17 protein-coding genes, 1 pseudogene and 2 riboswitches are annotated in these 25462 nt (G+C 68.7%); of the genes and pseudogenes, 16 read left to right on the top strand and 2 right to left on the bottom strand.

The window, feature by feature from the left end; all coding sequences use genetic code 11:
• The first annotated feature begins 77 nt into the window (after positions 1 to 77).
• The 8 genes and pseudogenes from EV192_RS36955 (at position 78) to metE (ending at position 11802) form a co-directional block, all read left to right on the top strand.
• Positions 78 to 1127: a prenyltransferase/squalene oxidase repeat-containing protein gene (locus tag EV192_RS36955; protein WP_132123266.1), complete on the top strand. Its 1050-nt coding sequence runs from the start codon at positions 78 to 80 to the stop codon at positions 1125 to 1127.
• Positions 1128 to 1212: 85 nt separating this feature from the next.
• Positions 1213 to 1354: riboswitch (adenosylcobalamin (AdoCbl) riboswitch) on the top strand.
• A gap of 43 nt (positions 1355 to 1397) precedes the next feature.
• Positions 1398 to 3869, top strand: coding sequence for a prenyltransferase/squalene oxidase repeat-containing protein (locus EV192_RS36950; RefSeq protein ID WP_243727312.1), 2472 nt, complete (start codon positions 1398 to 1400; stop codon positions 3867 to 3869).
• The gene (locus EV192_RS36945; RefSeq protein ID WP_243727311.1) at positions 3866 to 4717 is read left to right on the top strand and encodes an ABC transporter substrate-binding protein; all 852 of its coding nucleotides are present in this window, start codon (positions 3866 to 3868) and stop codon (positions 4715 to 4717) included. Before EV192_RS36950 ends, EV192_RS36945 begins: the two co-directional genes overlap by 4 nt.
• On the top strand, positions 4714 to 5715 hold the full coding sequence (locus EV192_RS36940; RefSeq protein ID WP_132123264.1) for an ABC transporter substrate-binding protein: 1002 nt from the start codon (positions 4714 to 4716) through the stop codon (positions 5713 to 5715). Before EV192_RS36945 ends, EV192_RS36940 begins: the two co-directional genes overlap by 4 nt.
• Positions 5716 to 5719: 4 nt before the next feature.
• Positions 5720 to 6829, top strand: coding sequence for an energy-coupling factor transporter transmembrane component T (locus tag EV192_RS36935; RefSeq protein WP_132123263.1), 1110 nt, complete (start codon positions 5720 to 5722; stop codon positions 6827 to 6829).
• Complete coding sequence (locus tag EV192_RS36930) at positions 6826 to 8430, top strand: ABC transporter ATP-binding protein (RefSeq protein WP_132123262.1); 1605 nt, start codon at positions 6826 to 6828, stop codon at positions 8428 to 8430. The genes EV192_RS36935 and EV192_RS36930 overlap by 4 nt, the downstream gene beginning before the upstream one ends.
• Positions 8427 to 9233, top strand: a pseudogene (locus tag EV192_RS36925) (ECF transporter S component family protein); the annotation flags it as partial. The gene EV192_RS36930 and the pseudogene EV192_RS36925, both read left to right, overlap by 4 nt.
• A gap of 24 nt (positions 9234 to 9257) precedes the next feature.
• Positions 9258 to 9468: riboswitch (cobalamin riboswitch) on the top strand.
• Positions 9469 to 9561: 93 nt separating this feature from the next.
• Positions 9562 to 11802: a 5-methyltetrahydropteroyltriglutamate--homocysteine S-methyltransferase gene (gene metE, locus EV192_RS36920; RefSeq protein WP_243727310.1), complete on the top strand. Its 2241-nt coding sequence runs from the start codon at positions 9562 to 9564 to the stop codon at positions 11800 to 11802.
• A 177-nt stretch (positions 11803 to 11979) separates the two neighbouring features.
• On the opposite strand, the gene EV192_RS36915 is transcribed toward metE, so the two are convergent.
• Complete coding sequence (locus EV192_RS36915) at positions 11980 to 13164, bottom strand: HNH endonuclease signature motif containing protein (RefSeq protein WP_132123261.1); 1185 nt, start codon at positions 13162 to 13164, stop codon at positions 11980 to 11982.
• Between the two features lie 642 nt (positions 13165 to 13806).
• Between EV192_RS36915 and EV192_RS36910 the strand changes: the two genes are divergently transcribed.
• Positions 13807 to 16152: a family 20 glycosylhydrolase gene (locus EV192_RS36910; protein ID WP_132123260.1), complete on the top strand. Its 2346-nt coding sequence runs from the start codon at positions 13807 to 13809 to the stop codon at positions 16150 to 16152.
• On the opposite strand, the gene EV192_RS36905 is transcribed toward EV192_RS36910, so the two are convergent.
• Positions 16139 to 17188, bottom strand: a complete 1050-nt coding sequence (locus EV192_RS36905; RefSeq protein WP_132123259.1) for a LacI family DNA-binding transcriptional regulator — start codon at positions 17186 to 17188, stop codon at positions 16139 to 16141. The genes EV192_RS36910 and EV192_RS36905 overlap by 14 nt on opposite strands.
• 150 nt (positions 17189 to 17338) lie before the next feature.
• On the opposite strand from EV192_RS36905, the gene EV192_RS36900 reads away from it, so the two are divergent.
• The 7 genes from EV192_RS36900 to EV192_RS36870 are packed head-to-tail and all read left to right on the top strand — an operon-like array spanning position 17339 to position 25461.
• Positions 17339 to 18856, top strand: a complete 1518-nt coding sequence (locus EV192_RS36900) for a sugar ABC transporter ATP-binding protein (RefSeq protein ID WP_132123258.1) — start codon at positions 17339 to 17341, stop codon at positions 18854 to 18856.
• The gene (locus EV192_RS36895) at positions 18853 to 19182 is read left to right on the top strand and encodes a hypothetical protein (protein WP_132123257.1); all 330 of its coding nucleotides are present in this window, start codon (positions 18853 to 18855) and stop codon (positions 19180 to 19182) included. The genes EV192_RS36900 and EV192_RS36895 overlap by 4 nt, the downstream gene beginning before the upstream one ends.
• A complete protein-coding gene (locus EV192_RS36890; RefSeq protein ID WP_132123256.1) occupies positions 19179 to 20219 on the top strand; it encodes an ABC transporter permease in 1041 nt (346 codons plus the stop codon). The genes EV192_RS36895 and EV192_RS36890 overlap by 4 nt, the downstream gene beginning before the upstream one ends.
• Positions 20212 to 21189 carry an ABC transporter permease gene (locus EV192_RS36885; RefSeq protein WP_132123255.1) on the top strand — a complete coding sequence of 326 codons (978 nt, stop codon included), beginning with the start codon at positions 20212 to 20214 and terminating at the stop codon, positions 21187 to 21189. Before EV192_RS36890 ends, EV192_RS36885 begins: the two co-directional genes overlap by 8 nt.
• Positions 21186 to 22247, top strand: a complete 1062-nt coding sequence (gene rhaS, locus EV192_RS36880; RefSeq protein ID WP_165960828.1) for a rhamnose ABC transporter substrate-binding protein — start codon at positions 21186 to 21188, stop codon at positions 22245 to 22247. The genes EV192_RS36885 and rhaS overlap by 4 nt, the downstream gene beginning before the upstream one ends.
• Positions 22248 to 22261: 14 nt before the next feature.
• Positions 22262 to 23434, top strand: coding sequence for an L-rhamnose isomerase (gene rhaI, locus EV192_RS36875; RefSeq protein WP_207926478.1), 1173 nt, complete (start codon positions 22262 to 22264; stop codon positions 23432 to 23434).
• 2 nt (positions 23435 to 23436) lie between these two features.
• Positions 23437 to 25461, top strand: coding sequence for a bifunctional aldolase/short-chain dehydrogenase (locus EV192_RS36870; RefSeq protein WP_132123253.1), 2025 nt, complete (start codon positions 23437 to 23439; stop codon positions 25459 to 25461).
• Position 25462: the final 1 nt, after the last annotated feature.

Raw genomic sequence — 25462 nt, 5'->3', positions numbered from 1 at the left:
CGTGGTTCGCGGGCCGGACGTGCTCGGGCCAGCGCCCGGGCTGCCGTGCCGTGAGCCCGAGAAAGGCTCGTTCTGGCATGAGATTGCGTTCCCTTGCGGTCGCGTTGCTGTGTGTCACAACTATGGCGGTCGCCGTTCCCGGTGCCGCGGTCGCGGACGGCGGGCGGACCGTCGACCGGGCCGACGCCGCGGCCGGCTGGCTGGCCCGCCAACTGGTCGACGGCGAACGATTCGAAGTGGACTTCAACGGGACCAAGTTTCCCGACCAGGGTCTGACCATCGACGCGATCCTCGCCTTCGCGTCGGCCGGGGTGTCGGGCACCAACGGCGGCAAGGCGATCGCGTGGCTGGCCAAACCGGAAATCCTCAGCGGCTATATCGGTGACGGCGGGACCGAGGCGTACGCGGGTGCCACCGCGAAGGCCACCTTGGCCGCTGAGGTGCGCGGGGTGAACCCGGCGAGCTTCGGGGGTGTGGACCTGCCGACGCGGCTGCGCGGGCTGCTCACGCCGGCCGGCCGGTTCTCGGATCGTTCGCAGTTCGGCGACTTCAGCAACGCCTTCAGCCAGTCCCTGGCCATCATCGCGTTGAAGCGGACACCCGGTGGGGTGCCCGTGTCCGCGGTGGACTTCGCCGTGGGCACCCAGTGCCCGGACGGTGGGTTCCCGTTGTTCTTCGGGGCGTCGACGTGCGTGAGCGACACGGACTCCACGGCGATGGTCGTGCAGGCCCTGCTGGCGGTCGGCCGGACCACCGACGCGAACGAGGGCCTGGCCTGGCTGGTGAGCAAGCAGCAGGCCAACGGCGGAATCTCGGTGGGCTCCGGGGACGCCGCAACTGCGCCGAACACCAACACGACCGGCCTCGCTGGCCAGGCACTGAAGGCGGGCGGGCGGCTGCTGGCCGCCGTAAAGGCGAAGCGGTTCATCGTGAGCGTGCAGGTGGGCTGCGCCGGTCAGCCGGCCGACCGCGGCGCGATCGCCTACGACAGTTCCGGCGTGAACCCGGCGACTGTGGTCCGTGCCACCGCGCAGGCGATCCTGGGCCTTGGCGGGCCGAGCCTGGCGCAGCTCTCGGCGGCCGGATCGCGGCCCGGGGCGCCCGAGCTGGCCTGCCGGGCGGCCTGACGTGACAGCGGCACCTGTCACGTCACACGTGCGCAGGTGCCGCACACCGCCGGCGGAATGTTATGGTCGGCTGGTTTGAACGGGAACAACTCAACAATGTCCGTCCGTGGTGGGGAAGCCGGTCGAAGTCCGGCACTGTCGCGCAACCGTGGGTCACTTCGGTGACAAGTCGGGATACCACCTGGGCGGGTGGATGTCAGGCCGCTGCCGCGAAAGCAGGGGTGACTTCGACGAAACATGTCGGTCTCGCCCCGGACGAAGGACGAGACCGTGGAATCATCATTACGCAGGCGTGGCGCCGCGTTGGCGGCCGCGTTGTCGGTTCTCGTGGCAGGCGTCGCCGTCACTGTCCAGACCGGCACCGCCTGGGCGTCCGCTGAACGGGCCGCCGCCAAAGCCAACTCCCGGTGGCTGGCCAAGCAGCTGGCCCCGGACGGCACCCTGAACAATCCCAACGGCGGCGACCTGCCCGACCACGGCCTGATGATCGACACCCTGTTCGCGATGTACGCCTCGGGTGACGGCAAGCTGGCCGCGCCGATCGTGAAGTACATGGACGCCCACGCCACCGACTACTACACGTGGGACGGCCTGCTGCCCGGCCAGGGCTACGACGCCATCATCGTCGGCGGCGCCACCGCGAAGGTCCTCGTCGCCGCCGAGATGGCCGGCCGGGACCCGCGTACGTTCGGCGGTCACGACATGGTCGCCGAGACCCAGGGCGCGATCATGCGGTCCGGCCCGGACAAGGGCCGCGTCAGCGACTACGCCAAGAAGCCCGAGATGGCCGACATTGTGAGCAACAACGCCAACATGTTCGGCCAGGCGCTCGGTGTGATCGGGTTGGCCGCGGTGGGCGAGAACGACCAGCTGGCCATCGACAAGCTGCTGACCCAGCAGTGTTCCGAGGGGTACTTCCGGATCTTCTTCGGCCACGTCAAGACCACCGAGACGGGCGACCACGTCACCCCCGACGGGTACAAAGTGTCCACATGCGACGAAGGCAAGCCGTTCGACCAGTCCGGCCCGGACGGCGACGCCACGGGCATGGCGTTGTCGGCACTGCTCGCCGCCCGCAAAGCCGGTGCGGCGAACCTCGACGCTCCCATCGACAAGACGGTCGCGTGGCTGAAGGCGCACCAGCCGGCGGGCGGTGGCTGGCATGGCGGCGTCACCACGGACGCCCCCAACACCAACAGCACCGGCTTGATCGTCCAGGCGCTCGCCGAAGCGGGCGGCGCGGACGACGCTGTGCGCAAGGGAACCGCGTACCTCAAGGCGTCCCAGGCGTCGGACGCTGACGCCGGCAACGCGCTGACCAACGACATCGGCGCGATCGCCTATACGCCGGAGCAGTACCACTCGGCCCGCACCACCGGCGTGACCGGGCTGGACACGTGGATCCGGGCGGGCGCGCAGGCGTCGCTCGGGCTGTCCCAGGTCGGCTTCTACGACCTCGCCCAAGGCCGCGTGCCCCCCGACGAGCCGACTTCGCAGACGCCCACGCCGTCGCAGACACCGACCGGGGGATCGCCGTCGCCGGAACCCAGCCACGAGCCCACGGGCTCACCGCCGCCGGCCAACCCACCTGCCGCCGGCACCGGCACCCGCCCGCCGCCGGCAACCCGCCGAGGCGGCACCGTCGTCACCCCGTCGACCAGCCCGCCGGACGAGCCGTCCGTGGCGGCCACTCCGCCCGTTCCCGGGCCGCCCGCTCCGGCCACGGCACTGGGCGGCTACCTGGCGGGCAAGCTGGTCAACGGTGACCACGTGGAGGTCACCCAGGACGGCAGGACGTTCGTCGACTACGACGCCACGGCTGACCTGTTGCTCGCGCTGCGCACGCTCGGCGAGCAGCCGGAGGCCGTCGACCGCGTGTCGAAGTTCCTGCTGACACCGGAGTCGGTCAAGGCGTACGCCCACGGCGTCCCGTACGAACAAGCGGACGCCGCGTACGCGGAACCGTTGGCCAAGCTGCTGATCATCGCGCGGTTTCAACCACCCGGACCAGACGACGTCATTGGCCAATTGGCCAACGACCTGGCCAGATTGCGCACCGACAGCGGTGAGTTCGTCGACACGGGCGGGTTCGCCGACACCAGCCGGTCCGTCCAGCACCAGGCGTGGGCGATCCTGGCCACCGGGGCCGACCCTGACGTGTTGATCGCCCGCCAGTGCAAGGACGGCACGTTCCCCAGCGACCTCACCAAGAAGGATTGCGACACGGGCGATCTCGCCGCGACAGCCATCGCCGTCGAGGCGTTGAACAGTGGCCGTCCTGACGAGTGGACGAAGAAGCACGCCACCGCGTTGGAGACCGCGGCCGGCGCACTTCAGTCCACAGTAGACGACCCCGTACTGGCCGCCAGAATGACCGCCGCGCGGGCCTCGGTGGGATTGGACGTGAGCGAGACCGTACGTGCGGTCGGCGCGTTGCTGTTGGCGGACGGCGGGATGGCGAAGACCGAAGGGGCGGGCAGCGACCTGGCCACCAGCATCGCGGTCGCGCCCGGTGTCGCCGGCAGGTCGTGGACGCAGAGCCCCGGTTCGCCGGTGGTTGCGGCGGTCCGGTTGCCACTGACCAGGTCCGGCGACGATCCGCGGCCGGTCGCGCAGGCCAGCGTTCCGTCCGCGCCGACGTTGAGCTGGATCGCTCTGGGTTTCGTGCTCGCCGCCGCGGTCGCGGTTGGCGGGCGCGTGGTGCTGGGTCTCAGGAAACGAACCAAGGGGGTTGCCCGATGAGAAAGTTGTTGACGCTGGCGTTGCTGACCGGGGCAGTGATAGCCACGGCCACACCGGCGAACGCGGTCGATCCGACCAAGGGCTACAACGGGATCTGCACCGGAGCCGACGCGTTGACCGGCGTCACCGTGGTGATCGACTTCCAGGAACTGGACGGCAACGGCGGTACCGCCGCGCCGACGATCACCCGCTGCTCGCCCAACGCCAACCCCGGCACCGACCGGACGGGTGTGAAGGCGTTGCAGGACGCCGGAATCGCGGTGACCGGCACGGCCAGGTGGGGACTGGGCTTCATCTGCCGGCTGGAGAACAGGCCGTCGTCGACCGAGGCCATTCCGCGCACGGCCAGCCCCACCTACCACGAGGCGTGCGTCAACACGCCGCCCGGCGACGCCTACTGGGCGTACTGGCACGCCGACGGTTCGGGCAGCACGTGGACGTACAGCAGTTTCGGCGCGTTGAACCGTAACGTGGTCCCGGGCGGGTTCGAGGGCTGGTCGTTCTCGCTCAACAAGACCGCGTCGACCAACCCGGCACCGCGGGTGACGCCGACCAACCCGGCGGTGAACCCGAACAACCCGACGGTCGGCCTGTCCGTCGACGACCTGGACCGCAAGATCACCTTGGGCCAGAGCACCACGCTGACCTGGACCTCGACCCACGCCACCGCGGTCACGGCGGCGTCGGTGTCCCCGGCGTCCGGCGGCGGCAGCTGGTCGGGGTCGTTGGCCGTGCCGGGCGGGACGCGGACGATCACCCCGACCGCCAAGGGCACGTACACGTACACCGTCAGCGCGACAGGGGCGGGCGGAACGGTGTACTCGACAGCGACACTGACGGTGCAATGAAACGAACGACACGCAAACTCGCCGGCCTGGCAGCGGTTCTCGTCCTCGCTGCCGGGCCGGCGCCCGCGTGGGCGGTCGACCAGTCCAAGGGCCACCCAGGCTTCTGCACGGACGGCACCGGGGTCACGGTCGTCGTCGACTTCCAGCAGCTGGGCGGCACGACCGTCGTGCGCTGCAACCCGCAAGGCACCCGTGGCACGGGCCTGGACGCGTTGAAGGGTGCGGGTTTCCAGATCGCCGGTGTGCAACGCTGGGGCGAGGCGTTCATCTGCCGGGTCGAGAACCGGCCGTCCGCGGTGGAGAAACTGCCTGTCACGGGCAAGGAAGGCTACCGGGAAGCGTGCGTCGACACGCCGCCCGCGGCCGCGTACTGGTCTTATTGGCACGCGGGTAATAACTGTCCGTGGGCGTACAGCCAGTGGGGTGTGAAAAACCGCGACTTCGCGCCCGGCGGGTTCGAAGGCTGGTCGTTCTCCCTCAACGCCACGGCCGACAGCAACCCGAAACCGCGGATCGCCGCCGTGCGCCCGGGAACGGCAGGCGAAGCATGCACCACGCCAGACGAACCGGCACCGACCTCCAACGACCCGAACGAGAGGCAGCAACCCCAGCCACTGCCCGGCCCGAACCCAGGCACAGGCTCCCCGACCCCTGGCAAGCCCAGCGGGGGAGCGGGCCCAGGCGGGGCAGCCGGCCCGGGGACGGGCGGCGGCACATCCCCAGGCACGTCGACGCAGCCCGGGGGAGGCGACCCCGCGACCGGCGGTGGGACGGGTGCGTTGCCGCCGCCGAAACCAAGGCCCAGCGCGGTCGCCGACGACCCGGCCCGCAACGTGGCCTTCACCGGCGGCGAGAGCCTCGGCGACGTCAACAAGGAGATCAAGGACCAGTCCGGGGCCAGCGACTACGCCCCCTGGGTGGCGGGCGGCGCGGTCGTGATCCTGATCGCGGCGACGTGGCTGACCGCCAGGCGCCGCAAGCGGACGCGGGAGTCCTAGAACCTTGTTCACCAGGTACTTCCTGCCCCGGGACCTGCATCCGGCCGCGTGGTGGATGTGGGCGCTCGGCCTGGCGGTCGCGGCGAGCCGCACCACCAACCCGTGGCTGCTGCTCACGATCGTCGCGGTCGCGTGTTACGTGGTGGTCGCCCGGCGTTCGGAAGCCCCATGGGCGATGGCGTTCCGGCTGTACCTGTACCTCGGCGTGATGATCATTGTCCTCCGGGTGTTCTTCCGGGTGATCTTCGGCGGAGCCGAGGGCACGACGATCATCCTGCGGCTGCCGGAGATCCCGTTGCCCGCGTGGGCCGCCGGGATCCGCCTGCTGGGTGACGTGTCGGCGGAGTCGTTGCTTGGCGGGCTGTACGACGGGCTCCGCCTGGCCGCGATGGTGATCTGCCTGGGCGCGGCCAACGCGTTGGCCAACCCGAAACGTCTGCTCAAGTCGTTGCCGCCGGCGCTGTACGAGATCGGCACGGCCGTGATCGTCGCCTTGTCGGTGTTCCCTCAGCTGGCGGAAAGCGCGTTGCGCGTTCGGCGTGCGCGCAAACTGCGCGGTGGCAGCAGCGGCAAGAAGTTCCGCGCGCTGCGCGCGATCATCATCCCGGTGTTGGAGGACGCGCTGGACCGGTCGCTGCGGCTGGCCGCCTCGATGGATTCCCGTGGATACGGCCGCGCCGGGTTGGTCCAAGCCCGAACCCGGTTGGTCACCGGGGCGCTGATGATCGTCGGGCTGATCGGGGTGTGCGTGGGTGTCTACGCCACGCTCGACGGTTCCACTCCTCGTTTTCTGGCGGGGCCAGTGCTGTTCACCGGACTCGCGATCGCGTTGGTCGGGTTCCGGCTCGCGGGCAAGCGGGTGCATCGCTCCCGCTACCGGCCCGACCGGTGGCGCCTGGCCGAGATCGTCGTGGCTCTCAGCGGTGTCGGGGTCGCCGTGGTGATGTTCGCGACGTCCAGCGTCGACCCCACCAACCTGAACCCGTCGCTGATCACACTGTCGTGGCCGTTGCTGTCCTGGGTGCCGTTGTGTGGTGTGCTGGTCGGCGTGCTGCCGTCGGTCCTGTCCCCAGCCCCGGAACCGCCGTATGTCGCCGAGGAGGTGCCCGCGTGATCGAGCTCGACCACGTCACCTTCTACTACGACGGCCAGCCCGACCCCGTGTTGACCGATGTGACGCTGTCCATCGGCGAGGGCGAGCTGGTGGTGCTCACCGGCCACACCGGCGCGGGGAAGTCGACCCTGCTCGGCACGCTCAACGGGCTCGTCCCGCACTTCACCGGCGGTCACCTCGACGGAGTCGTGTCCGTGGACGGCATCGCCACCAGTTCCCGGCCGCCCCGGGAGTTCGCCCATCTGGTGGGCATGGTCGGGCAGGACCCGCTCGCCGGGTTCGTCACCGACACCGTGGAGGAGGAACTGGCGTACGGGATGGAGCAACTCGGCGTCCCGCCCCAGGTCATGCGCCGTCGCGTCGAGGAGACCCTGGACCTGCTGGGCATCGCCGACCTGCGGCGCCGGGCGTTGCGCAGCCTGTCCGGCGGTCAGCAGCAACGCGTCGCGATCGGCTCGGTCCTCACCACCCACCCGAAGGTGCTCGTGCTGGACGAGCCGACCTCCGCGCTGGACCCGACCGCGGCCGAGGACGTGCTGGCCACGCTGGCCCGGCTGGTCCAGGACCTCGGAACGACGGTGATCATGGCCGAGCACCGGATGGAACGGGTCGTGCCGTTCGCCGACCGGATGCTGTACCTGCCCGGGGACACGACCGTGCTCGACGGGCCGCCGGCGGAGATCCTCAAGGACACCCCGATCGCGCCTCCGATCGTCCACTTGGGACGCGTCGCGCATTGGGATCCGCTGCCGCTGTCGGTGCGTGACGCCCGTCGGCAGGCAGGTCCGCTGCGCGATCGGCTCACCCTGCCGGCTCCGCGGCCGTCCGCCACCGACGGCGTCGCGTTGCTGACCGGCTCGTCGATCGTGGTCCGCTATGGCCCTACGGTCGCTGTCCGTGGCATCGACCTGGCTCTGCACGCCGGGAGGGTCGTGGCCATGATGGGCCGCAACGGGTCTGGCAAGTCGTCGCTGTTGTGGGCGTTGCAGGGGTCTGGTCCGCGCCAGGGCGGATCGGTGCGTACCCAGGACGCCGACCCGAAAGACCTGTCCAGCGCCAAGGCACGCAAACTCGTCGGTCTCGTTCCGCAGACCGCGAGCGACCTGCTGTACCTGGAGACCGTGGCCGACGAGTGCGCTGCGGCCGACCGGGAGTCCGGCGCCGAACCCGGGTTGTGCCGAAGCCTGCTGGACCGGCTCGTGCCCGGCATCGACCCGGAGAAACATCCGCGCGACCTGTCGGAAGGCCAACGCCTCGCGCTCGTGTTGGCGGTCCAGCTGTCGGCCGCGCCGCAGGTGATGCTGTTGGACGAACCCACTCGCGGTCTGGACTACACGGCGAAAGCCGCGCTGCGCACCATGATCGCGGGACTCGCGGCCGAGGGGAAGGCGGTCGTGGTGGCGACCCACGACGTCGAGTTCGTGGCCACGGTCGCCGACCGGGTGATCGTCATGGCCGAGGGGGAGATCGTCTCCGACGGGTCCACAGTGGAGGTTCTGGGCGGCTCGCCGGCCTTCGCCACCCAGGTCGCGAAGGTCCTGGGCGCGGACTGGCTCACTGTCGCCGACGTGCTGGCCGCGCTGCCGCAGGAGGTTCGATGAGGGGGAGAGCGGTCCGGGTCGGTCCCCGTTCGGCGATCGTGCTGGGGCTGACGTCGTTGGCGGGGCTGATGATGTTCGTGTGGCCGCTGCTTGTGCGCGTGGAACCGCAGAGCATGCAGCACGGACCGGACGCGCCGTTCATCTTCGTCGGCATACTCCCGTTGCTGATCGTGATCGTGCTCGCCGAACTGTCCGAAGGGGGCATGGACTCCAAAGCCCTGGCGATGCTCGGCGTGCTGTCCGCGGTCAACGCCGCGCTGCGGCCGCTCGGCGCGGGAACCGCGGGCATCGAGACAGTGTTCTTCATGCTCGTGCTGGCCGGGCGGGTGTTCGGTGCCGGGTTCGGGTTCGTCCTCGGGTGCACGTCGTTGTTCGCCTCCGCGCTGCTCACCGCGGGAGTCGGCCCCTGGTTGCCGTTCCAGATGCTGTGTTCGGCGTGGATCGGCATGGGCGCGGGCTTGTTGCCGCGCAAGGTGACCGGCAAGGCCGAGATCGCCATGCTCGTGGGGTACGGCATCGTTGTGGCCTACGTCTTCGGGTTCCTGATGAACCTGTGGTTCTGGCCGTTCATCGCCGGTGTCGAAGTCCCGTACTACAACGGCCACATCTCGTACGTCCCCGGCGCGTCGTTCCTGGACAACCTGCACCGCTTCGCGATCTTCACCCTGCTGACGTCCACCGCGGGCTGGGACACCGGCCGCGCCATCACCAACACCATCGCCATCCTCGTCCTCGGCCCGGCGATCCTCGCCACCCTCCGCCGCGCGGCCCGCAAAGCCTCCTATGGAACAGTTCCGCAGTTCTCGTCTGTTCAGGGGATCTCCGATACGCTGGCGACTGCTGGTGGTTCGCCGCATCCCCGGGTGCGGCGAGGCAAGAGGGAACCCGGTGTGAGTCCGGGACTGCCCCGCAGCGGTGAGTGGGAACGACCGCCGTCATGAAGCACTGGGCGTGAGCCTGGGAAGCGACGGCCAGTAGGTCCGGCTGTTCAGTCGGGTGCCCGCGAGTCCGAAGACCTGCCACCGGTGCACGGGCCGACCTCGGCCCGTGCCCGTCCGTAGCCTCTCGGGAGGGCAGGGCCGCTTCTCCGCGGGCTTTCCTGGGTGGCTCGGTGCTCGCGAGGAGAGAGCTGTGGTCGATTCATCCGCCCGAGGCATCGGGTCGACAGTGTTGGGCTACCCGCGGATCGGTCCGCGCCGGGAGCTCAAACGCGCGCTGGAACAGTACTGGTCGGGTGCGCTGGACGCGCCGGGCCTGCGGAAGGTGGCCCGGCAGCTGCGCCTGGACACTTGGTCCGACCTGGCCGGTCGCGGCCTGGATTCGGTGCCGTCGAACACGTTTTCGTACTATGACCAGGTTCTGGACACCGCCCTGCTGTTCGACGCGATCCCGCAGCGGTATCGCGACCTGGGGCTGACGGGTCTGGACACGTACTTCGCGATGGCGCGTGGCCACGCCGAGGTCGGCGCGCTGGAACTGACCAAGTGGTTCGACACGAACTACCACTACCTGGTTCCCGAAATCGGCGCGGACACCAAGTTCACGCTCGTCGGGGACAAGCCCATCGCCGAGTACCAGGAGGCGCGTTCGGCGGGTGTTGAGACCCGGCCGGTGCTGCTCGGTCCGGTGACGTTCCTGTTGCTCAGCAAGGGAGTCGACGGGTTCGTCCCACTGGATGCCCTGGACTCCCTTGTGGACTGTTACGCCTCGCTGCTCGGCCAGTTGGCGGCCGCGGGCGTGGCGTGGGTGCAGTTGGACGAACCGGCGTTCGTCGCTGACCGTTCCGACGCCGAGCTGGCCGCGTTGGGCCGTGTGTACTCCCGTCTGGCGGGCTTGTCACGGCGGCCTCAGCTGCTGGTGGCGGGGTATTTCGGTGAGTTCGGCCCGGCGTTGCCGGTGTTGGCGGAGACGGCCGTCGAAGGCATCGCGGTGGACCTGGTCGCCGGCGCCGGGGCGGTCTCGCAAATCCCGTTGATTCCAGGTCTGCGGTCGAAGACCTTGGTAGCCGGTGTGGTGGACGGCCGCAACATCTGGCGTACCGACCTTCGTACCGCCGCGTCGACGTGTGCGCGGCTGCGTGACGCGGTCGGCGACATCGCGGTGTCGACGTCGTGTTCGCTCCAGCACGTACCTTACGACCTGGCTGCGGAGACCTCATTGGACCCTTCGGTCGCGGCCAGGTTGGCGTTCGCGCGGCAGAAGGTCGACGAGGTGGTGTCGCTGGGCAAGGACGCGTCGATCGTGGCCCCCGAGGGCGTCGGTCGCGTGCGTCGTGATTTGGACGTCCGCGCGCGTATCGCAGCGCTGCGCCCCGAAGACCGCAGGCGTGTCGCGTATCCAGATCGAGCCGCCGCCCAAGCTGCCCGGCTGGGGTTGCCGCCGTTGGCCACGACGACAATCGGGTCGTTCCCACAGACGTCCGACATCCGCAAGGCACGTGCCGACCTACGAACCGGGCAGTTGGGCGAGGCGGACTACGAGGGGCGGATGCGTGCCGAGATCGAACGGGTGATCCGGCTCCAGGAGGATCTCGGCCTGGACGTGTTGGTGCACGGTGAACCCGAGCGCAACGACATGGTCCAGTACTTCGGCGAACTGCTCGCCGGCTTCGCGTTCACCGACAACGGATGGGTGCAGTCGTACGGCTCCCGATGCGTGCGCCCACCGATCCTGCACGGCGACGTGTCCCGGCCCGCGCCCATGACAGTGCCCTGGGCGACGTACGCCCAATCACTGACGTCCAGGCCGGTCAAGGGCATGCTCACCGGCCCGGTGACAATCCTGGCGTGGTCCTTCGTCCGCGACGACCAACCCCTGGGAGTGACAGCGGACCAGGTCGCGTTGGCGTTGCGTGACGAGATCCGAGACCTCGAAGCCGCCGGAATCGGAATCATCCAGGTCGACGAACCGGCACTGCGCGAACTGCTGCCGCTGCGCGCGGAGGACCGCCAGGCATACCTGGACTGGGCAGTGAACGCGTTCCGTCTGGCCACCGCAGGAGCCGCGCCGAGTACCCAAATCCACACCCACCTCTGCTACTCGGAATTCGGCGACGTGATCAAAGCCATCGACGGCCTGGACGCGGACGTCACAACAATCGAAGCAGCCCGTTCAAAAATGGAAGTCCTCGCCGACCTCGCCACCATCGGCTACCACCGCGGCGTCGGCCCAGGCGTCTACGACATCCACTCGCCACGAATCCCCAACACGGACGAGATGGCCGACCTGCTGCGCGCGGCAGTCGAAGCAGTCCCCGCCTCTCGCGTCTGGGCAAACCCCGACTGCGGCTTGAAAACCCGCAACTACACCGAGGTAGAACCCGCCCTCCGCCACCTCGTCAAGGCTGCCCAACGGGTCCGCGCTTCGTTGTGACAATCCGCCGGGGGGCGATGAACAATCGCCCCTCGGCGATGGCGGCTTTGAAAAAACGAATGGTGCTGGGCGCGAAACGTTGTTTGGTCACCTTGGAGTGCGTCTTCCAGTCTCGGGTTCCTGTTCCGGCGCTGGTTACCCTTCTGTGGTTCCATTCCAGCCAAAGAAAAATGATCCTCACGCGACGAGCGCTGGAGGTGTGGTCTGGTACCGGCGACCTTCAGGGCTGGTAAACACCAACACACCCTCACTGGGCTGATAAATGTCCCAGTCGCTGCGCTCGCGGAGCAGGTTGTGATATTTGCACAATGCGGCGAGGTTGTCTGTGCTGCTGAGTCCCTGATCGCAATGACGAACGGTGTGGTCGATCTCCGACCGGTGGGCGGTGGTGGTGCAGCCGGGCATGCGGCAGTGCTGGTCGCGTAGCCGGACGTGCTCGGCCATCGCCGGTGAGGGGAATCGGCGTGGGCTGGCTTCCAGCAGGTGCCCGGCTGGGTCGGTGAGGATCCGCCGCCAGGTGCCGTTGTGGGCCAATTCCCGGGCATGCTCGGCCGTGATGGGCCCATATCCGGCCAGCACGCCGGGCTGCTCAGTGAGGCCCATCAGGGTGGTGGCCGGGATGGTGACATTCACCTGGACCTTCACCCGGTCCCGTTGCTCACCCATGATCAGGGCCATCAGTACGTCGGCCCGGCATTGGCCCAAGGTCCGGTTGGGGGTCTTGGCCTTTCGGGCGAGTTTGTCGATCTGTTGGTGGGCGGTCAGTGCTTCTTCGGCAGTGAGGGCGGCGCTGAAGTGTCCGATGCCGTCTTCTCCGGCCATATATGTGACGTCGCGGTCTTGTCGGGCGGCTACCCGACGCCGTTCGGCGGAAGCCGGGTCGACTTTGATCATGTGATATCGGATGGAGTCGCGGAATCGGCTGGGGTTGGTGCGGCGTCCGTAGGCCAGGACTCGTCGTTCCACTCGCCCGGCATCTTTCGCTGACAGCACGTCGGTTAGGTCGTCCATCGCAAGTGCGCGTTTGAGGTCGATGTTGCCGGCGGCTAGCGCGTCCATGGTGGCGGGTAGTCGGGTGGCGAGGCGCTGTGCTCGCAGTATGTGTGTGGCGGCGGCTTGTGGGCTGATGCCGATCTCGATGGCGACTTCTTCGCGTGCGCCATCGGCCAGTTCGGTGTGCCGTCGGGTCGGTGGCCGCAGCACGGCGAACCGAGCCAGCGCGCGAACCTTCGCGGCCTCTGCCTCAGCGATAACCCGTTCGGCAGCGGTCAGGACGTCCAGGCATTCCGAGGCGGACATCTCCTCAACGGGAATGTCGCCCGGCGGAAGCGGTGTACGAAAGAGAGTTAGTTCCCCACCCATGCCTCAATGATACCGAAGAATGGCAGTGGTGGCCATTCGAAAATGGGCGCGAGAGAGAGGGCTAGTGAGAGAGAGGGGGCTAATGGGAAAGGGGGAGCTAGTGGGAAAGGGTGGGAAAGAGTGGGAATCTAATGGCCAATAGAGGATCTTTGGCTGGAATGGAACCACAGAAGGGTAACCAGCGCCGGAACCGGAACCCGAGGCTGGAAGCCGAACTCCAAGGTGACCAAACAACGTTTCGCGCCCAGCACTATTCGTCTTTCCGGCGGGCGCTGAAAGGCCTCGCGAATGGAAACGACCTATCCGGCAGCGGGCAGCGGCCGGTGAGCAGCAGCAGCGGGGGACAGTGGGCAGTGGGCGGCGGCAGTAAGCGGCGGGCGGCGGCGGACAGTGGGCGGCGGGCGGCAGCGGCGGGCAGCGGGCGGCAGTGGGCGGCGGCGGGCAGTGAGCGGTGGGCGGCAAGCAGCGGGGCCCGACCGAGCTGTCCTCCGCGCGGGCTGCCGGCAACAGCAAGGTCCTCAGGGCGTAGCTGACTGGTGCAGACCATGTACCCTCCGCTACCATCCGACCGAGCTCTGCGCGAAGTTGATTGAAACTAGGCATTTGGTTGCAACTATCGACACGACAGCCTCGGGAGCCGCCATGAAGTTGCGAAGCAGTACGTTGACCCGAGTAGGGCTCGCGGCGCTGGTCGTCGCCGGGTTGGTGCAGGGAGGCGCTACCGTGAACGCCGCTGCCGTGAACACCGCACCGCAGACCGTTCCGGCGCTGCGTGAATGGACCGGCGGCACGGGCAGTTACAAGTTCAGCAGCGCCACCCGGATTGTGCGCGGTACGGCCGCGCTCGCAGGGGACAGCCAGACCCTGGCCGATGATCTCCAGAAGCTCAGTGGGTACACCATCACCCAGGTCAGTGGAACTGCCGCCGACCTGCGAGCGGGCGACGTGTTCCTCGGGTTGGGCAACAGCGACGGCCAGTTGGGCGCTGAGGGCTACGCGTTGTCCATCACCGACCGGATCACCATCTCCGCCGGGAAGGAAGCCGGTGTCTTCGCGGGCACACGGACCGTGCTCCAGTTGCTGCACCAGAGTTTCACCGTGCCGCAGGGCAGCGCACGGGACTGGGCCACGTATCCCGAGCGTGGGCTCATGGTCGACGACGGCCGCAAGTTCTTCACCGCCAGCTGGTTGGCCGACCATGTCAAGGAGTTGGCGTACCTCAAGCTCAACGTGCTGCACCTGCATCTTTCCGACAACCTGGGGTTCCGGATCGAGAGTACGAAGCATCCCGAGTTCGTCTCCGCCGACCACCTCACCAAACAGCAGGTGACGGACCTGGTCGCGCTCGCCGCCCGCTACCACGTCACGGTCGTGCCGGAGATCGACATGCCCGGCCACATGGACACGATCCTCGCCGCCCATCCCGACCTGAAGCTCACCGGGCGGGACGGCACGGTCAACAACGGGTTCATCGACCTGTCCAAGGACGCCGCGTACCCGTTGATGCAGGACCTCATCACCGAGTACCTCCCGTTGTTCCCGGCGCCGTACTGGCACATCGGCGCCGACGAGTACGTCCGCGACTACGCCAACTACCCGCAGCTGCTGACCTACGCGCGCGCCCACTACGGGGCGAACGCCACCGCCAAGGACACCTACTACGGGTTCGTCAACTGGGCGGACGGGCTGGTGCGCGCCGGTGGCAAGACCACCCGGATGTGGAACGACGGCATCGCGTCGGGCGACGGCACGGTCGCCCCGAACAAGGACATCACGGTCGAGTTCTGGATCAACTCCGGCCTCTCGCCGCAGCAACTCGTTGACGCCGGGCACACTGTGGCCAACGAGAGCTGGGATCCGACCTACTACGTGCTCGGCGGTGCCAAACCGAACACCACCTGGGGTTACGAGACCTGGACGCCGAACGTGTTCCAGGGCAGCCAGACGCTCACCGACCCGGCTCGCAACCGCGGCTCGCTGATCCACGTCTGGTGTGACAACCCCAACGCGGAGACCGAGGCCCAGGTCGCCGCCGGCATCCGGGAGCCGCTGAGGATGCTCGCCCAGCAGCTGTGGGGCTCGCCCAAGCCGGTGCCGACGTGGTCGGCATTCACAGGCGTCATCAACGCGGTCGGGCACAACCCGGCGTGGCCGGTCACCGCGCAGCCGGGCAATCTCGCGTTCGGCAAGCCCGCCAGCGCGTCCAGTGTGGAGACTGCCGCGTTCCCGGCCCGCAACGCCACCGACGGCGACTACGGCACCCGCTGGTCCAGTGGGTACACCGACCGCGAGTGGTTGCAGGTCGACCTGGGCGCGAGCACCGCGATCGGGCGGGTCAAACTGACCTGGGAGACCGCGTACGGCAAGGGCTACCAGATCCAGACGTCCGCCGACGGCACCACCTGGACCACGATCTACAGCACCACCACCGGCCGTGGTGGCACCGAAGACCTGAGTGGGTTGTCCGGCACGGGCCGGTATGTGCGCATGCAGGGCACGCAACGCGCCACCGCGTGGGGATTCTCCTTGTTCGAGTTCGAGGTGTACGCGCCGAGCCCGGTGAATTCCGGCGGCACGTACGAAATCGTCGGCGCGGTGTCCGGGAAGGCCATGGACAACCCCGCGTCCAGCACCGCCACCGGCACCCAACTCATCGTGTGGGGCGTGCACGGCGGCACCAACCAGCGGTGGACGTTCACCGCCAACGGCGACGGCACCTACAGCGTGCGCAACGCGGCCAGCCAACTGTGTGTGGACGTCAACGGCGGGTCGCAGTCGGCTGGCGCCGCGATCATCCAGTGGACGTGCACCGGCACCAGCAACCAGCGGTGGACCCCGGTGGCCGTCGCGGCCGGTGGATACGCCCTGGTGGCCCAGTCCAGCGGGCTCGCCATCACCGCTGCCAGCGGCGCGGACGGCGCGTTGCTCACCCAGCAGCCCAACACCGGCGCCGACAACCAGCGCTGGACGATGATCAGTACGCAGTAGACGCGCGGACCACGAGCTCGGGCGTGAACATGACCTGCTGGTGTTCGTGGTGCAGGTCCATGGTCTCCTGCAGCAGCAGTTCGGCCGCGGTGCGGCCGAGCCTGTGGCGGGGCTGGTGGACGGAGGTGAGTGGCACCATCGCCGCGGCCGCGAACTCGATGTCGTCGTAGCCGACGATGGCCAGGTCGTCCGGCACTCGGACGCGCAGCGTGGCGCAGCTCTGCAGCAGGCCGAGGGCGAGCAGGTCGTTGGCGCAGAAGGCCGCGGTCGGCCGGATCGAGGCGGGCAGGCCGGCCAGGCGTTGGCCGGCGTTGCTCCCCTCGGCGACGGTCAGCTGGGAGGTGCGCAGCTCGACGAGCCGGTCCGGTCCGAGGCCCGCGTCGCGCAACGCCCGCAGGGCGCCTTCCCGGCGATCCCGCACCTGGCCGAGAGTGAGCTGGTCGCCGACGAACGCGATCCGCTCGTGGCCCTGCTCGATGAGGTGCCGGACGGCGATCTCCCCGCCGTAGACGTCGTCGACGGCCACCGAGCAGTGGGTCGCGGTGTCGCCGGTGCGGTCGACGATGACGACCGGGGTGCCGCGCCGGGCGAGTTCGTCGAGCATGGGGGAGTGCGGGTCGGTCGGCGTGATCAGGATGCCCTGCACCCGCTGCTGCTCAAGGCGACTGAGGTACGCGGTCTCCCGCTCGGCCAGGTTGGCGCTGTTGCACACGAACAGGGAGAGGTCGTCCGCGGCGACCGCGTCCTCCATCCCGGCCGCCACGTCGGTGAAGAACGGGTTCCTGCCGTCGAGCATCACGTACGCGACCACCCGGCTTCGCCCGGCCCGCAGTTGCCGCGCCGACTCGTTGCGCACGAACCGCAGCTCGGCCATGGCGGCCTCCACTTTCGCGCGGGTGTGCGGGCTGACCCGATCCGGCCGGTTGAGCACATTGGACACCGTGCCCAGCGAGACGCCGGCGGCGGCCGCGACGTCCTTGATGCCCGCCGCGCGGACCTCGGCGACGCCAGTATCGTCCGACCCTTGCGTCGCCATCGGGGACTCCCTGCTTTGAAACGTACTGTTGAAACGTCGTGGTGTTGAAACGTCACAGTCCAGCTGGACCGGCTCTTCATTGACTTCAACTTCCGGCCCAGGGTAGCGTCGCCGGACCAGGTTGTGAAACCTTTCAATCCGGAGGTCGCGATGGGGCGGCAAGAGCCGGGCCGCGGCCCGCTCCTGGAGGTCCGCGGCGTCAGCAAGTCGTTCGGCGCGGTCGCCGCGGTCGCCGGAGTGTCGTTCCCGTTGTACGCCGGCGAGGCACACGCGGTGGTGGGGGAGAACGGCGCCGGCAAGTCGACCATCGTCAAGGTGCTCGCCGGTGTGCACCGGCCGGACAGCGGAACGCTCGTGCTGGCCGGCGAACCGGTCGAGTTCGGCTCGCCGGCCGAGGCGAAGGCCGCCGGGATCGCGGTGATCTACCAGGAACCCACGCTGTTCCCCGATCTGTCGGTGGCCGAGAACATCGTGATGGGCCGGCATCCGCGGCGCGGACTGGGCATGATCGACCGGGCCGCGATCCGCGCGGAGGCCGAGCGGCTGTTCGCCCGGCTGGGCGTGCGGATCGACCCGGCCCGGCCGGCCCGGGGGCTGTCCATCGCGGACCAGCAGATCGTCGAGATCGCCAAGGCGTTGGGCGCCGACGCGCGGGTGCTGGTCATGGACGAGCCCACCGCCGCGCTGACCGTGGTCGAGGTCGAGCGGTTGTTCGCGGTGGCTCGCGCGCTGCGCGACGAAGGCGCGGCGATCATGTTCATCTCGCACCGCTTCGAGGAGGTCACCGAACTCTGCCAGCGCGTCACGATCATGCGCGACGGCAGGCATGTGTCCACCGACCCGCTGACTGATGTGACAGTCGACGAAATGGTGCGCCGCATGGTCGGCCGGGACCTGGACGCGTTGTTCCCCAAGCAGGACGTCGAACCCGGCGCGGTCGTCCTGGAGGTCGACGGCCTGTCCCGCGAAGGGGTGTTCCGCGACATCTCCTTCTCGGTGCGGGCCGGCGAGATCGTCGCGTTCGCCGGGCTGGTCGGCTCCGGCCGGTCCGAAGTGGTGCAGGCGGTCTTCGGCGTCGACGAACGGGACGCGGGCGTGGTGCGGGTCAACGGCCGGAAACTGCGGCCGCATTCGGCGCGGGCGGCGATGGCGGCAGGGATGGCACTGGTCCCGGAGGACCGCCGTCAGCAGGGCCTGGTCATGGACTTGTCGATCGAACGGAACGTGACGTTGCCGCGTTCGCGTGCGTTGTCGAAGTTCGGCCTGCTCGTCGGCCGGGGTGAGCGGCGCGAGGCACTGGACTGGACCCAACGCCTGCGGACGAAGTACGGCCGGCTCAGCGACGCGGTCGGCACACTCTCCGGCGGCAACCAGCAGAAAGTGGTGCTCGCCAAGTGGCTGGCGATGGCGCCGAAGGTCCTGATCGTCGACGAGCCGACCCGGGGCATCGACGTGGGCACGAAAGCCGAGGTGCACCGGCTGATGTCCGCGCTCGCCGCGGAGGGGGTGGCGGTGCTGATGGTGTCGTCCGAGCTGCCGGAAGTGCTGGGCATGGCCGACCGGGTTTTGGTGATGCGGGAAGGCCGGATCGTGGCGGAGATTCCAAGAGCGAGGGCAACTGAGGACTCGGTGATGTTCGCGGCGATGGGTCAGGGGGCTGTCGCGTGAATGTGATCGAGGTGGCCGTGACGCCCGGTCAGGCAAAGGGGGGTGGCCGGGCGCACGGTGTAAACGGCGGCGGGGTGGCAAGGAAATGGGCGGTGGGGCCGGCGGAGATGGCCGGGGTGGCAAGGCGGTCGGTGGGCGCGGCGATGGGGCGGGTGGCTGTGATCGAGGTGGCGGCGCCTCCGCAGGAGGCGGTGGTGGCGGTGGGGCGGGTGGCTTTGATCGAGGTGGCGGGGGTGGCCGGGCAGGTGGCGAGGTGGCGGGTGGCTGTGACCGACCTGGTGGTGGTGCCTGGCTGGGTGCCGATGGGTGAGGGAGTTATGGCGTGAGCGTGACCAAGGTGGCAGCGCCGCCGCAGGAGACCACCAGGGCGGTGGGGCGGTCGGTGTTGGGCACGGTCTTCAAAGCGCGTGAGTCGGGCATCGCGCTCGCGCTTGTGGTGCTCGTTGTGTTCACCGCCACGCAGAACTCACGGTTCCTGTCCGGGCAGAGCATCCGGGACATTCTCCTGGGCACGTCGATCCTCGCGGTGTTGGCCGTTGGACAGGCGATCGTGGTGATCACGCGCAACATCGACCTGTCCGTCGGTTCGGTGCTCGGGCTCGCCGCGTTCGCGGTCGGTTCGCTGATGCGGGACAACCCTGGGCTGCCGGTGATCGTCGCGCTGCTGGCCGGGCTTGCTCTTGGTGTGGTGTGCGGGTTGTTGAACGGAGCGCTCGTTCGGTTCGGTCAGGTGCCGGCACTCGTGGTCACGCTCGGCACGTTGTACGCCTTCCGGGGGGTCAGCTATCTGTGGGCCGGTGGGCAGCAGATCAACGCTGACAAGTTGCCCGCGTCGTTCCTCCAGTTCGGGACCGCGTCGGTGCTGGGTGTGCCGTGGCTGGTGGTGATCGCGGTGGTGGTGATGGTCGTCGCCGGGGTGGTGCTGCGTAACTATCCGGTGGGGCGGGAGTTGTACGCGATGGGGTCGAGTCCGCAGGCCGCGCGGCTCGCCGGGATCAAGGTCGGCCGCAACACCACCATCGCGTTCGCGGTCAGCGGCGCGTTGGCCGGCCTCGCCGGGGTGCTGTTCGCGGCCAGGTTCGGCACGGTCGACGCCGCCGCGGGGACTGGGTACGAACTCAACGTCGTCGCCGCGGCGGTGGTCGGTGGGGTCGCGGTGTTCGGGGGCAGTGGTTCGGTGTGGGGCGCGAGCCTGGGTGCCTTGCTGTTGACCGTCATCGGCAGCGCGCTGGCTGTGCTGGACATCAACCAGTTCTGGCAGCAGGCGATTGTCGGCGGGTTGATCCTGTTGGCCATCGGGGCCGACCGGCTGGTCGCCGTGCGGGTCGCGAAGGCGTTGAAGAAGAGGGATTCCCATGTTTGACAAAGCGTGGCACCGGCTGGCGAGCTGGGACGCCGCCGTCATCGTGGTGACCGTCCTCGTCGTGGTGATCGCCTCCGGTGCCGTCGACAACTTCGGCACCGGCCGCAACTTCACGTTCCTGATGCTCGACCTGCTGCCGATCGCCCTGGTCGCGCTGCCGATGACGTTCATCATCGTGACCGGCGAGATCGACCTGTCGGTGGCCAGCACGCTCGGGCTCACGTCGGCGGTGATGGGCTCGATGTGGAACACGGGCATGTCGATCGAGTCGATCATCCCGCTGTGCATTGTCCTGGGTGGCGTACTCGGCGCGTTGAACGGTTTCTTCGTGACCGTGCTGAAACTGCCCTCACTCGCGGTCACGATCGGCACCCTGGCGCTCTACCGTGGGCTGGCGTTCGTCGTTCTGGGGGACAACGCGGTGGCGGACTTCCCGCGCTCCTACACCTCCTGGGTGACAGGGACGATAGGCGTGATCCCCAACGTGCTCGTGCCACTGCTCGTGCTGGCGCTCGTTTTCGGCGTTGTACTGCACGCGACTCCGATTGGGCGTGCGGTGTTCGCCGCCGGTGCCAGCGAACAAGCAGCGAGGTTCGCTGGTGTCCGCACCGGCCGGCTCAAGTTCTGGCTCTACGTGGTCAGCGGCGCGGTCGCCGGGCTGGCCGGCGTGCTGTGGACGCTGCGGTACTCCAGTGCCCGCGCGGACAACGGCTTCGGACTCGAACTCGCCGTGGTGGCCGCCGTGCTGCTCGGCGGGGTGTCGATCTTCGGCGGCAAGGGCACCCTGCCCGGTGTGCTCGCCGGGGTGGTTCTGCTGGCGACCCTGCAGAACGCGCTGCGTCTGCAGGACGTTTCGAACGAGGCGCTGAACGTCGTGACCGGCGTGCTGCTCATCGTCTCCGTGCTCCTGCCCAACATCGTGACCCGGTCCCGCGCCGCACTGCGGCGCCGCAGAAAGGTGACATCATGAACCGATTCCTCACCGGCGTCCTCGCGGCCGGGCTGGCGGTGACGTTGGCCGCCTGCGGCGGCACGACCAAGGACAACAGCGGCGGCGGCACCAACACCGGGCAGTCCAACGCGGCCGCGGACCCGAACGCCCCGACCAAACAGGGCGTGAAGATGGCCTACCTGCCCAAGCAGCTCAACAACCCGTACAGCGACATCGAGGTCAGCGGCGGCAAGGCCGCGCTGGCCGAGCTGAAGGGCGAGTACAAGCTGGTTGGCCCGAACGACGCGAGCGCGTCCTCCCAGGTCAGCTACATCAACACGCTGATCCAGCAGCAGCAGGACGTGATCGGGATCGCCGCGAACGACCCGAACGCGGTCTGCCCGTCGCTGAATCAGGCCCGCTCGGCCGGGATCAAGATCGTCGCGTTCGACTCGGACGCGGCCAAGGACTGCCGGGACGTGTTCATCAACCAGGCCACCACCCAGGGCATCGGCGAAGGGCTGGTGAAGATGGCGAGCGACCTGGCCGGTGGGTCCGGGGAGATCGCGATCCTGTCGGCGACCCCGAACGCCACCAACCAGAACGCCTGGATCGAGGTCGCCAAGACCACCCTTGCCAAGCCGGAGTACGCCAACCTGAAGCTGGTGAAGATCGCGTACGGCAACGACGACGACCAGAAGTCGTTCCAGGAGGCGCAGGGGCTGCTGCAGTCGTTCCCGAACCTGAAGGTCATCGTCGCGCCGACCACGGTCGGGATCGCCGCCGCGGCGCGGTACGTCAGCTCGTCGAGCTACAAAGGCAAGATCGCGGTCACCGGCCTGGGCACGCCGAACCAGATGCGCGCCTACGTCAAGGACGGCACGGTCAAGCAGTTCGCGTTGTGGAACCCGGCCGACATCGGATACCTCGCCGCGTACGCCGGTGTCGCGCTGAAGTCGGGCCAGATCACCGGGGCGGAGGGCCAGAAGTTCAAGGCCGGCAAGCTCGGTGACTACACCATCGGCGCGAACGGCGAGATCGTGCTCGGCCCGCCGACTGTCTTCGACAGCAACAACATCGACAAGTTCGACTTCTGACGAGGAAAGGCGTGATGGTCTTGTCCGACCGCACGGCCGTGAAGTCCGCTCTGCGGGGGCAGCGGATCGAGACACCTTCGTGGGCGTTCGCCAACTCAGGCACCCGCTTCAAGGTGTTTCCCCAGGCCGGGGTCCCCCGCACGGCGCAGGAGAAGATCGCGGACGCGGCGACGGTGCACCGGTTCACCGGCGCCGCGCCGAGTGTCGCCCTGCACATCCCGTGGGACTGGGTCGACGACTTCGCCGCACTCGGCCGCTACGCCGAGGACCTCGGGATCCGGATCGGCGCCATCAACACCAACGTGTTCCAGGACGAGGACTACAAGCTCGGCTCGGTGACCAACCCGGACCCGGGGGTGCGCCGCAAGGCGACGGACCACTTGCTGGAAGCGATCGCCATCATGGACACCACCGGGTCGCGCGACCTGAAGCTGTGGTTCTCCGACGGCATCAACTATCCCGGTCAGGACGACATCCGCGACCGGCAGGACCGGCTGGCCGAGGCGCTGCACGAGACGTACGACCGGCTCGGCGCGGACCAGCGGATGTTGTTGGAGTACAAGCTGTTCGAGCCGGCGTTCTACGCCACCGACATCCCGGACTGGGGCACGTCGTACGCGCATTGCCTGGAATTGGGCGAGAAAGCGACAGTGTGCATCGACACCGGGCACCACGCGCCGGGCACGAACATCGAGTTCATCGTCGCGTTCCTGTTGCGGGCCGGGAAGTTGGGCGCGTTCGACTTCAACTCCCGGTTCTACGCCGACGACGACCTGATGGTCGGCGCGGCCGACCCGTTCCAGCTGTTCCGGATCATGTACGAGATCGTCCGCGGCGGCGCGCTGGACCCGGCGTACGGCATCAACTTCATGCTCGACCAGTGCCACAACATCGAGGCGAAGATCCCGGCGATCATCCGTTCGGTGATGAACGTGCAAGAGGCCACCGCGAAGGCGCTGCTGGTGGATCGGGACGCGTTGCGGGCGGCCCAGCGCGCGGGCAACGTCCTGGAGGCCAACGCGGTCCTGATGGACGCCTACAACACCGACGTCCGACCGCTGCTGGCCGAGGTACGGGCCGAGGCGGGCCTGGACCCGGACCCGATCGCCGCCTACCACCGCAGTGGTTACCAGGAGAAGATCGTCGCCGACCGAGCCGGCGGCCAGCAGGCCGGATGGGGAGCCTGAGCATGAGCGTGCCCGCCGAACTCATCGCCCGCAGCAACGCGTTGGGCGCCGACCCGCGTAACACGAACTACGCGGGCGGCAACACCTCCGCGAAGGGCGAGGTGCTCGACCCGGTCACCGCGAAGCCGACGGAACTGTTGTGGGTCAAGGGCTCCGGTGGTGACCTCGGCACTCTCACCGAGGCCGGGCTGGCGGTGCTCCGGCTCGACCGGCTGCGTGCGTTGGTCGACGTCTACCCCGGTGTCGACCGCGAGGACGAGATGGTCGCCGCGTTCGACTACTGCCTGCACGGGCGAGGCGGGGCGGCGCCGTCGATCGACACGGCGATGCATGGGCTGCTTGACGCCCAGCACGTCGACCACCTCCACCCGGACTCGGGCATCGCGCTGGCCACCGCGGCTGACGGCGCCGCGCTGACCAAGGAGTGCTTCGGCGACCGGGTGGCGTGGGTCGACTGGCGGCGTCCCGGTTTCCAGCTGGGCCTGGACATCGCGGCGGTCAAGGCGGCGAACCCGAGGGCGATCGGCGTGATCCTCGGCGGCCACGGCATCACCGCGTGGGGCGACACTTCGGAAGAGTGCCAACGGAATTCGCTGGAGATCATCCACACCGCGGAGAAGTTCCTGGCCGAACGCGGCATCGCAGAGCCGTTCGGCGCGGAAGTAACGGGATTCCAGGCGCTGCCCGAGGCGGAACGGCACGCCCGCGCCGCCGCACTCGCGCCGGTGATCCGCGGCTTGGCGTCGACCGATCAGCGTCAGGTCGGACATTACACCGACAGCGAAGTCGTGCTTGACTTCCTGGCGCGGGAGAAGCTCGCGCCGCTCGCGGCCCTCGGCACGTCGTGCCCGGATCACTTCCTGCGGACCAAAGTTCGCCCGCTGGTCGTCGACCTGCCGGCGACAGCGTCCATTGAGGACACCGTGGTCCGGTTGAAGGAGCTGCACGAGGCATACCGTGTCGAGTACGCCGCCTACTATCAACGGCACGCGACACCGGACAGCCCGGCGATGCGCGGCGCCGACCCGGCGATCGTGCTCGTGCCGGGCGTCGGGATGTTCTCGTTCGGCAAGGACAAGCAGACCGCCCGGGTCGCCGGGGAGTTCTACGTCAACGCCATCAACGTCATGCGGGGCGCCGAGGCGGTGTCGTCGTACGCGCCGATCCCGGAGAGCGAGAAGTTCCGGATCGAGTACTGGTCGCTGGAGGAGGCGAAGCTGCGGCGGATGCCGAAGCCAAAGCCGCTTGCGGGCCGGATCGCGCTCGTCACCGGCGCCGGGTCGGGCATCGGCAAGGCGATCGCCGAACGACTGGCCGCCGAAGGCGCGTGTGTCGCCGTCGCCGACCTCAACACCGACACGGCCGTCCAGGTCGCCGAAGGTATTGGCAGCACAGCCCTCGCGGTCACCGCGGACGTCACCGACGCGGACACCGTCCAGGCGGCGGTTGACGCCACCGTGCTGGCGTTCGGCGGTGTCGATCTCGTGGTGAACAACGCGGGCCTGTCGATCTCGAAGCCGTTGCTGGAGACCACCGAGCGGGACTGGGACGTGCAGCACGACGTGATGGCCAAGGGCTCGTTCCTGGTGTCGCGGGCGGCCGCGAAAGCCATGGTCGCGCAGGGCATCGGCGGTGACATCGTCTACATCTCCTCGAAGAACTCGGTGTTCGCCGGACCGAACAACATCGCCTACAGCGCGGCCAAGGCCGACCAGGCACACCAGGTGCGGCTGCTCGCGGCCGAGTTGGGCGAGCACGGGATCCGCGTGAACGGCGTCAACCCGGACGGCGTGGTGCGCGGCTCCGGCATCTTCGCCGGCGGCTGGGGCGCCCAGCGCGCGGCGGTCTACGGCGTGCCGGAGGAGGAGTTGGGGGCGTTCTACGCGAAGCGCACTATCCTCAAACGCGAGGTACTGCCCGAACATGTGGCCGCCGCAGTGTTCGCGCTCACTGCGGGCGACCTGACGCACACCACCGGACTGCACGTGCCCGTCGACGCCGGCGTGGCCGCCGCGTTTCTTCGCTGAC

The sequence above is a fragment of the Actinocrispum wychmicini genome (assembly GCF_004345645.1).
Lineage (GTDB): Bacteria > Actinomycetota > Actinomycetes > Mycobacteriales > Pseudonocardiaceae > Kibdelosporangium > Kibdelosporangium wychmicini.
This window is presented reverse-complemented; position numbering and strand designations above follow the sequence as displayed.

What these genes read in the sequence shown, in the direction of transcription:
- EV192_RS36955 (WP_132123266.1), top strand. Translation starts at nt 78, where the DNA reads ATGAGATTGCGTTCCCTTGCGGTCGCGTTGCTGTGTGTCACAACTATG.
- EV192_RS36945 (WP_243727311.1), top strand. Translation starts at nt 3,866, where the DNA reads ATGAGAAAGTTGTTGACGCTGGCGTTGCTGACCGGGGCAGTGATAGCC.
- EV192_RS36940 (WP_132123264.1), top strand. Translation starts at nt 4,714, where the DNA reads ATGAAACGAACGACACGCAAACTCGCCGGCCTGGCAGCGGTTCTCGTC.
- EV192_RS36915 (WP_132123261.1), bottom strand. Translation starts at nt 13,164, where the DNA reads ATGGGTGGGGAACTAACTCTCTTTCGTACACCGCTTCCGCCGGGCGAC.
- EV192_RS36910 (WP_132123260.1), top strand. Translation starts at nt 13,807, where the DNA reads ATGAAGTTGCGAAGCAGTACGTTGACCCGAGTAGGGCTCGCGGCGCTG.
- EV192_RS36905 (WP_132123259.1), bottom strand. Translation starts at nt 17,188, where the DNA reads ATGGCGACGCAAGGGTCGGACGATACTGGCGTCGCCGAGGTCCGCGCG.
- EV192_RS36900 (WP_132123258.1), top strand. Translation starts at nt 17,339, where the DNA reads ATGGGGCGGCAAGAGCCGGGCCGCGGCCCGCTCCTGGAGGTCCGCGGC.
- EV192_RS36885 (WP_132123255.1), top strand. Translation starts at nt 20,212, where the DNA reads ATGTTTGACAAAGCGTGGCACCGGCTGGCGAGCTGGGACGCCGCCGTC.
- rhaS (WP_165960828.1), top strand. Translation starts at nt 21,186, where the DNA reads ATGAACCGATTCCTCACCGGCGTCCTCGCGGCCGGGCTGGCGGTGACG.
- rhaI (WP_207926478.1), top strand. Translation starts at nt 22,262, where the DNA reads ATGGTCTTGTCCGACCGCACGGCCGTGAAGTCCGCTCTGCGGGGGCAG.
- EV192_RS36870 (WP_132123253.1), top strand. Translation starts at nt 23,437, where the DNA reads ATGAGCGTGCCCGCCGAACTCATCGCCCGCAGCAACGCGTTGGGCGCC.